We start from the raw sequence: 8,483 nt of genomic DNA on the forward strand, positions 1-8,483 counted from the left end.
CTCCTTAGGAGGTCCGCACGCGCGGATCGAGGCGGACGTACAGGATGTCCACCAGGAAGTTGGCGAGGAGAACGGCGGCGGTGATGGTGAGGAAGAGTCCCTGCATCAGTGGGTAGTCGAGGCCCTGGACCGCAGCGAGCAGCTGGTAGCCGACGCCGGGGTAGGCGAAGACCACTTCGGTGAGCAGGGCACCGCCCACCACAAAGCCGAGGCTCATGCCGAAGCTTGTGACGGCCGGCAGCATGGCGTTGCGGGCGGCGTAGCGGAACATGATGCGTCCGGGTTTGAGGCCCTTGGCCTCGGCCATGATGATGTAGTCCTCCGCATTGGTGGCGATCATGGTGTTGCGCATTCCGAGCATCCACCCGCCGATGGAAACCAGCACGATGGTGAGTGCCGGCAGCACAAGGTGGTGGGCGACGTCGAGCACGTATTCGCTCGTGAAACCGGGCTCGAGTCCGCTGGTGAAGGCGTGCCGGAGCGGGAACCAGCCGAGGACCACCCCGAACAGGTAGAGCGCAGCCATTGCCAGCCAGAAGTAGGGGAAGGAACCGATGAAGATCAGCAGCGGCGGGAGGCCGGAGTCGACCAGTCCGCCCCTCCTCCACGCAGCGAGGATTCCCAGCAGATTTCCGACGACGGCGGCGATCACCAGCGCAACACCGCCAAGCAGGAGCGTCCAGCCGATTTGTGAAGCGATGACCTCGGTCACCGGGGTGGGGAAGCGGGAGATGGAGACGCCCATCTGGCCGGTGAAGACGTCACCGATGTAGTTGATGTACTGCTCCCAGATGGGGCGGTCGTCAACCCCGAAGAGCCTGCGGAGCTGTTCGATCTGCTCGGGCCGCATGCGGTCTTGGGAACGGGCGAACATCCGGGAAACCGGGTCGCCCGGCATGAAACGGGGGAGGAGGAAGTTCAGGGTGATGGAGGCCCAAAAGGCAATGAGGTAGAAACCCAGGCGGCGCAGGATGAAGCGCACGGTTTTCTCCGTTCAGGAAGGAAATGGTGGGTCGGGGTGCGTGTCCGGCGTCCCATAGGGCACACCGGACACGCGTCCGACGTAGGATGCTTCGCCGCTACTGGGCGGAAGCGGGCGTCAGCGAGGTGAGCACCAGGACGGTGGTGGGTGCGCGGACCGACAGGGTGGCGTACGGGTTATCCTCGGTGGGCCAGCCCTCGAAGTTCACGTCGGTATAGGCGCCCCACTCAGGGCCGGGGAAGAGCGGCACGGTAGGTGCGTTCTCGCTGTAGACCTCCTGGAGGTCGTCCGCAAGTTCGCTCTGCTCGGCCTCGTCTGAGGTTGCGGCGAAGTCAGCGAGGAGCTGGTCGGCTTCTTCGTTGCCGTACCGGTGGTAGTTCTCGAAGGTTTTCTCACCCACCGGCTTGACCGTGGATGTGCCCATTATCCCCTTGAAGTACTGGTACGGGGTGGGAGCGTTGTTGCTCCAGACGATTCCGGTATCGAACTCGCCGAGCTCGTAGCCGGAAACCACGGTCGCCCAGTCGGGTGCGTCGACCGTTGCTGTGATGCCGACGTCGGCGAGGTTCTGGGAAATGACGTTGGCGACCGAGAGCCAGTCGGAGGACGCCGAGCCCACGGAGATATCGAACGTGAACGGACTGCCGTCCTTCAGGGTCCGCATGCCGTCTTCACCCTTGGGGTAGCCCGCCTCGTCCAGGAGGGCATTTGCCGCGTCGGCGTTGTACTCGGTCCAATCGCAGTCGGCGAGGACTTCCTCGCTCTTCCACTTTTCATAAGCGCCGGAGAGGCCGGTGCAGTCGGCAGGATCGGTGTAGCCGCTCATGCCGATGCTGGTGACCTGTTCGCGGTTGACCGCCATGCTGAGCGCTTTCCGGACGTCGACGTCGTCGAACGGCGCCTTGGCGGTGTTCAGCTGCCAATTGATCATGGCGCCGGTGGGCGGGAACCAGTAGGTCCGGTTTTCCGGGTCCTTGGAGATGAAGGTTTCCTCGATGTTGGGCATAAACTGCGGTGCCCAGTCGACATCCCCGTTCACAGCGGCGAGGTTTGCGCCGTCATTGCCGGCGAAGGCCAGCATACGGATGCCTTCGATCTGCTGCTTCTCGGGCTGCCAGTAGTTGGGGTTTTTCTCCAGAACGAAGGACTGGTCCTGGAACTGGGCAACTTCGGTGTACGGTCCGGTGCCGACCGGCGTCTCGTTTGTCTCTTTGGACGGGTCATCGATCGCGGACCAGATGTGCTTGGGCACGATGATCTGCTGGCCAACCTCGTAGAGGGCGGGCGAGAAAGCGGTGTTGAAAGTGAAGGTGACGGTGTTGCCGTCGGCCGTCACTGCATCCAGGTAGTCGAAGCCGCCGAGGAGTTCACGCTGGAGTTCGAAGGTGTAGGCCACGTCCTCACCGAGGAGAGGTTCACCGTCGGACCAGGTGACGCCGTCGCGCAGGGTGAACGTAATGGACTTGCCGTCTTCGGCGACTTCCCATTCCGTTGCCAGCCATGGCGTGGTGGTGCCGTCAGCGGGGTTATAGATGAGCATTGACTCGTAGATGGCCTGCTGGGTCATCGGCGCTACGTTGGGCGAGAATGGGTTGAAGTTCCGCACAAAGGTGCCCATGTCTTCACGCGGAATTGTGAGCAGGGTGCGCTCGGGGGCGTCCGCCCCGGGGGAGGACTGGTTCGCTGAGCAGCCGGTCAGCACCAGGGCGCTCACGGCGAGGGCAGCCGCCGCATTGCGGGCACGCCTCAGAAATTGGTGTTGTGTCATGATGGATATCTCTTTCTGTTCCGTCTTGCGGGGTTGGAAGGGCTGCTTTTCAGGTGTTGATTGGCGTCAGACTGAAAAGCGTTCTAGCAGCGGACAGTCGACCATCTGCTTATGCGCAGTGATCGGCTGTCCGGCTGTAAGTTGTGACAGCGACTGGACTCCCAGTGCGCCCATCTCCTCAAACGGCAGTGCAACCGTAGTGAGCTTCGGTCGAAGGTAAGCCGCAATCAGTTCCTGGTTGTCGAAGCCGATCACAGCGATATCTTCGGGAATGGATAGTCCCCGTTCCTTGATCGCGTCATATGCGCCCATCGCCATGCGGTCATTTCCGCAGAAGAGGGCCGTTGGAGGGTCTGTCTGGTCAAGGATCTTGTGGACAGCCTCGTAGCCGCCGTCCGCAGTGGCATGCCCCGAGGCGATCAACCCCTCGTCAAGCGCAATACCTGCAGAAGCGAGTTCCAGCCGGTACCCTTCAAGGCGGCCGACGGCTGCCGGGATGTCCGGATCAAGGTTGATGAATCCGATCCGCCGATGCCCGGCTTCCAGCAGTCGGCGCGTTGCCCGGCGACCACCGTTGACCTCGTCGGGGACGATGGAGGGTAGCTCGCCGTTCGCGTCGAAGCAGTTGATCAAGACGGTTGGCACCTCGCGGACGGCCTTGGGCACCTGCACCGCCCGGTGCCAAGTCGCTGCGTAAAGCAGGCCTTCGACGCGTTGCTCGAGAAGCTTTTCTATGGCGGCGTCTTCCAGGCTCCGCTGTTCCCCATCGGTGGTGCCGTCGCCGTCGGCTACACCCTGATCGGTGCTGGCGATGAGGAGGAAGCGGTGATCCTTCCAGGCGCGGTCCTGTGCTCCTTTGATGATGTCGACGGCGAATGGTGCGGTGACGATTTCGGTGACAAGTCCGTACCAGTCGCTGCGCTGGGAAGCGAGTGCGCGGGCACCGGCGTTCGGCCGGTAGCCAAGAAAATGGGCGGCTTCGGTGATCCGGCGGCGAGTTTCCTCGGAGATGCTTGCGTCGGCCCTATTGCTGAGAACGAAGGAGACAGCGGTGCGCGAAACTCCGGCATGCTTGGCGACGTCCGTCATGGTGGCACCTCGCTGCGCACGTCGCGAGGTGCCGGCAGCACCTGTTGTCCCTGCCACGATAGGCCTCCAATAGTCGACATTGACGCTGGCCCTGAGCCTAGCGAAAGTTAGTAACGCGCGTTAGCTGTGATCTAAGTTACGCGCGTTAGTAAATGAAGTCAATAGCTTTTCTCCACCTGCTACCAGGAGCGGCCGGCCATGGGTTTGTGCCGTGGGGCAGGAATGGACAGGGCTATTCGATGGCTCGCTCGCCGGCCCAGGCCTCCTCATAAAAACGCGCCGAAGCCGAGTCCAACAGCTCAGCGTAGGAATCAGGGGTCATGGCCTGTGCTGAGTCAGTGGGAACTGATGAGGCGAAGCCGGACACACCCAGGCCTGCCTCCTGGTCCTGGAGGGTCAGCCCGGCCGCCTCCAGTATGGACGAGTACATGTTTAGCTGGTCCACGTCAGCGCGCAAGCTGCTGCTGCTGTCCGCGCCCGGAATCCAGATCCGGTTGAAGATGGTGCGGTTGTGGTTGCCGCTTAACTGTTCTTCGAAGGGGTCGCCGGTGCTGAGCTGCTTGAGGTGGTCGCCCATGATGACCACCGCGGTGTCGTCAAGGTAGCCCTTTTCCTTCATATGGTTCACAAATCCGGCCACCTGGGTCATGGAGCAGGAGAACACCGAGGTGGTCGCGTTCTCCGTATCCACGTCGCAGTAGTCGAAAATGTGAAGCGGCGCGTGTGTGTCCAGCGTCAGCAAGGTGAGGTTGAACGGCTGACCGGACTTCTCCGCCTCGGCGTGCAGCACGTCGATCTCTTCCTTGGCGTGCGCCATCAGGCGTTCATCGCTCAGGCCCCAGTCGCGGAAGTTTTTCTCCGGTTCACCGGCTGTGCGCCAGGCGGAGAGGTCCTTAATCTCGGAGTAGCCATGACCGCTCAGGAAGACGTCCTTCGCTGCGAAGGAGGCGTTCGCACCACCCAGGAAGACGTTGGTGTAACCGTGCTCGTCCAGGACGTCACCCAGGCAGGTAACTCCACCCAGATAGGTATCGACTTCGCCGCCCAGATTGTTGAGCGCGCCGCTTCCCATAGCGGAACTTGTGCCTTTCAACGGGATGCCGCATTGTGTCGAAACGAGCCCGGCCATTGTCCAGCCGCCACCCTTGTATTCGCGCAGGCTTTCGATGGTTTGCCAACCCTCTGAGGCCAGGGTGGCCTCCCTGAGTGAAGCAAACGCGTCTTTTTCAAAGAGCTGGTCATCCGCGATGGTGCCTTCACCTGACTCGAGATAGATCAACACCAGATTTCGTTTGTGCGCATCGCTGGTGATGGTCGGCTCCACATAGTAGTTGCCGATGTCATAGGAGGAATTCAGCGCCTTGATGTAATCCCACATGCTGACTGTGCTGGCGAAGGAAGTGGTGCCGGCAATAACGAGCGCGGCCACCAGAGCGGTGAAGGCGGTGTGCGTGATCCGCTGCTGTCGCCGCGGGATGGCGCCGTACTTCCGACGCCCGCGGCGTCGGAAGTACGGCCATAAGGCGATCCCGGCGGTGATGAGCAGAGGGACTACGCCGATCACTAAGATGCCGACCCAGACGATTGCTCCGGCGCCGCCGTCGGTTTCGACGGCGACGAGGTTCAGGAGCATCTGACCCACAGAGATCTTGCCCCAGTAGAAGCGAATGCCGACAGCGGCTATGAGCAGAGTGAGTCCCGCCCAGATCAGGACGTAGACACAGGTTCGCCCCAGGACGGCGCCAGCCCGCCGGGCCACGTGAAGAGTCCGACCGGACATGGCATCACCTCGCGTTCCAGACGCCCAAACGCCAGTCGAAGGCCCCTTTGGGTTCCAATTCGATCTCTGGCCGTAGAAGCCTAGTCCCGCCATGTTACTCGTTCAACGATGGTTCACCCGTTCCTGTTCTGATGGATTGCGTGAGCGACCGGCACTTACTTCGGACTGATACCGCCGAAAGACAGTTCATTCCCATCAGGATCCTGATAGACGACCTTGCGCATGCCACCCTCGTAATGCTCCGACCGGAGGGGCTCGATGCCACGACCGGAGATCTCCGAGACCGTGCCGTCGACGTCCTCGACCATGACCATGCTCAGTGCCCCGCCGGCACGGTCGGGAAGAACCTCGAAATAGACATAGCAATGTTCACCGACCTCCCACACTGCCTCCCGGTCATTCGGATGAAAGCTAGGGTCCCGGCCCAGTAGGAGCCGATACCACTGCAGCGCCCGGTCATAGTCGGAGACCGCAAATCCAGCGAAAAGATCCACCATGGCCGCGATGGTACGCGCTTGGAGGAATCTCACTCAACGGTTGCAAATCCTGTGCTCCGTTGCACGCCAGGAGCATCCACTACCTCGCGTCGACCATGGCAGCGAGCGCAGTGACACGTAGCCCTTATTTGTACTCCGCTCTTGACACAAGCATGCGAGACGGCTTGTATTGCATCCCTGATACAAACCGTTTGAGGGGGACCCGTGGGATTTCTACCAATGGCAGTCGTCGTGGTCATCACAACAGTCGTGGCCGGGGGCTTGATCTTCCTCCTACGCCGGCTGAACGGCATGACTAGCGACGTCTCGATCAGAAGCGGTACGGCATCTCAGAACAGGGGGCCGGCCGCGTCCAAGTATCGTTCGGAGGCTCGCGCAACCGGCGCTGCTCTTCTGATCGGTTGCAGCGTCGCGATGCTCATGTCGCTTATCGCCTCATGGTGGGGACAAGGTTACGGCCTGCCGTTCGCTCTCGCCGGTGGCGCCGGAACGGTCGTAGGGTTGCTGGCATATTCGCTTTGGCCTCGTCCGGCGTGGACGGCAGAGGTAGGAACGCCAGTGGTCGCAGAGCTCGAACCGCGTGGAGTCACCACATTTGCCCGTGAGCGTGTATTCGTTCTGCCCCTGACGGCGGCGATCATGCTGGTGCTCGGGTTGCTCTTGGCCGGTATCTACTCGGCGACGGATGAGCATGGTCTGCACCGGGTATTTCAACGCCGAAGCCTCTCTGGCTGGGCGGTGGAGAATGGGCAGGTATCCGACGTCCAATACAACATCTCTTCGTCGGGGCCGTTCCCCGGCTGGTACTACGGCGTGCCGATGATCATCGGGACGGCGCTGATGATCTGCGTCGTGTACTGGTCTCTACGCCGTATAGCGGCCGCGCCGCGCCCACCGTCGGCAGACCTCTTCGACCTAGATCGGTCCCTTCGATCGCTAGCGACAACATTCGTCATGGCCGCGTCCAGCTCAGCCCTTGCATTCCAGATCGCGGGCCTCGGCATTATTACAGGAATAGTCCTGCGCTCATCCCACACTGATCCTGTTCCCACCATCGACTCATCGCTGCCTCCTGGCACGATCGCCGTTGAACCCGGACACTCGCTCGCACTGACCCTGATTCTTGTTTCGATTCTCGTGGGCATCACCGCCGTAGTCTTGCTCGTCAAAGCCGTCACCATCAGTACGAACCTGCAGTCCCTCGCCCGCACCATCAGTAACCCGAACCACGAACCAGCACGATGATAAACGTCGACCCCTCATCAACAATCTCACCCGTCGAACAGATCCGCTCCCAACTGGCAGCGCAGATACAGGCCGGGCAACTCACGCCCGACACGAAGCTCCCTCCGGTCAGGCAACTCGCCGCTGACCTCCGAGTAGCCCCCGGCACAGTGGGCAAAGCCTACAAAGAGCTCGAAAGTGCAGGACTCATCCGTACCGCACGCGCGGCAGGAACCCGGGTCAATCCTGGGCACGCCACCACCGAACCGCTCATCAAGGCAGCCCAAACACTGGCCGAAAGGGGGTGAAGTCCCGTTCCACCAGGTCATCATGAACCGGTGGTCCCGGTTTACGGTTCAGGCCTCGTTTCTTGGCGAACACCGACCAAATGCCATGGTCCCGGCACAGGCGCTGGACCCTGTTCTCACTGGCTGTAACACCCTTTTCCGGTAGTTCGTCGGCGATGAACCGGTACCCGAACGCCGGGTCGTCGGCGTGAATGTCCAGGGCGGCATTGATCAGGTGCGCGTCCGACCAGTCCCGGTCGGTCACCGGGCTGGCCCTCCACCGGTAATACCCTTGCTTACTGAACTTCAACACCCTGCAGGTCACCGCCACGGGAATCCCCTCGGCGGCAAGATCCGTGACCAGCGGGTAAGTCTGTAATGGTCATTAGCCGGCCAGAGGCTGGCTGGCAGGCTGGTCCCGGAGATCAGCGCGTGACTCAGGGTATATCCGACCCGCACTCCCCGCGGTGTCTTGAAAATGACTCGTCCACGCTGACCTCCTGGCACGGCCTGCCCGCACGGATGACCTGATCAGAAGATTGTCCACCCCCAAGGTGTGACTCGTTACAGATGCGTCTTCGAGCGAACAAAGCAGGCTCCCGCCAATCTGACCGGTTCACCGAAGGAGGACAAACATCCATGACGATCATTGCCGAAGACTTCGAGTTCGTCGTCGGAGTCGACACCCACGCCCGCACCCACACCTTCACCACCGTCCATTGCGCAACAGGGGCGGTGGTCGACACCGCAGCGTTCCCGACCACGGTGCCCGGAATGGAGCGAGCCCTCGGGTGGATCCGGCGACGCACGGGCGGAAAGACAGTCTTCGCCGCTGTCGAGGGAACCTCCTCCTACG

The 8,483-nt window shown here is 61.6% G+C and carries 7 protein-coding genes and 2 pseudogenes; 3 read left to right on the plus strand and 6 right to left on the minus strand.

Annotated features, from left to right (window positions below; translation table 11 throughout):
* Positions 1-4: 4 nt before the first annotated feature.
* The 5 genes from X803_RS0110275 to X803_RS0110295 form a co-directional block, all read right to left on the minus strand.
* Complete coding sequence (locus X803_RS0110275; protein WP_026545070.1) at positions 5-982, minus strand: ABC transporter permease; 978 nt, start codon at positions 980-982, stop codon at positions 5-7.
* A 97-nt stretch (positions 983-1,079) separates the two neighbouring features.
* Positions 1,080-2,750 (minus strand): ABC transporter substrate-binding protein, encoded by a 1,671-nt coding sequence (locus tag X803_RS0110280; RefSeq protein WP_026545071.1) that lies wholly within the window; start codon positions 2,748-2,750, stop codon positions 1,080-1,082.
* A 66-nt stretch (positions 2,751-2,816) separates the two neighbouring features.
* Positions 2,817-3,839, minus strand: coding sequence for a LacI family DNA-binding transcriptional regulator (locus X803_RS0110285; protein ID WP_156930048.1), 1,023 nt, complete (start codon positions 3,837-3,839; stop codon positions 2,817-2,819).
* A gap of 232 nt (positions 3,840-4,071) precedes the next feature.
* Complete coding sequence (locus tag X803_RS0110290; RefSeq protein WP_026545073.1) at positions 4,072-5,619, minus strand: LTA synthase family protein; 1,548 nt, start codon at positions 5,617-5,619, stop codon at positions 4,072-4,074.
* A gap of 155 nt (positions 5,620-5,774) precedes the next feature.
* Entirely contained in the window at positions 5,775-6,116 is a 342-nt protein-coding gene (locus tag X803_RS0110295; protein ID WP_035778581.1) for a VOC family protein, read from the minus strand.
* 219 nt (positions 6,117-6,335) lie between these two features.
* On the opposite strand from X803_RS0110295, the gene X803_RS0110300 reads away from it, so the two are divergent.
* Positions 6,336-7,361 (plus strand): hypothetical protein, encoded by a 1,026-nt coding sequence (locus tag X803_RS0110300; protein WP_026545075.1) that lies wholly within the window; start codon positions 6,336-6,338, stop codon positions 7,359-7,361.
* Positions 7,358-7,648, plus strand: coding sequence for a GntR family transcriptional regulator (locus tag X803_RS21510; RefSeq protein WP_084033631.1), 291 nt, complete (start codon positions 7,358-7,360; stop codon positions 7,646-7,648). Before X803_RS0110300 ends, X803_RS21510 begins: the two co-directional genes overlap by 4 nt.
* On the opposite strand, the pseudogene X803_RS19190 reads toward X803_RS21510, so the two are convergent.
* Positions 7,644-7,997: pseudogene (locus X803_RS19190) on the minus strand (IS3 family transposase); the annotation flags it as partial. The gene X803_RS21510 and the pseudogene X803_RS19190 sit on opposite strands and share 5 nt — an antisense overlap.
* Positions 7,998-8,266: 269 nt before the next feature.
* Here X803_RS19190 and X803_RS0110315 point away from each other — a divergent pair.
* Positions 8,267-8,483, plus strand: a pseudogene (locus X803_RS0110315) (IS110 family transposase); the annotation flags it as partial.

Source organism: Arthrobacter sp. 35/47 (assembly GCF_000520475.1).
In the GTDB taxonomy this organism is placed as follows: Bacteria; Actinomycetota; Actinomycetes; order Actinomycetales; family Micrococcaceae; genus Arthrobacter_D; species Arthrobacter_D subterraneus.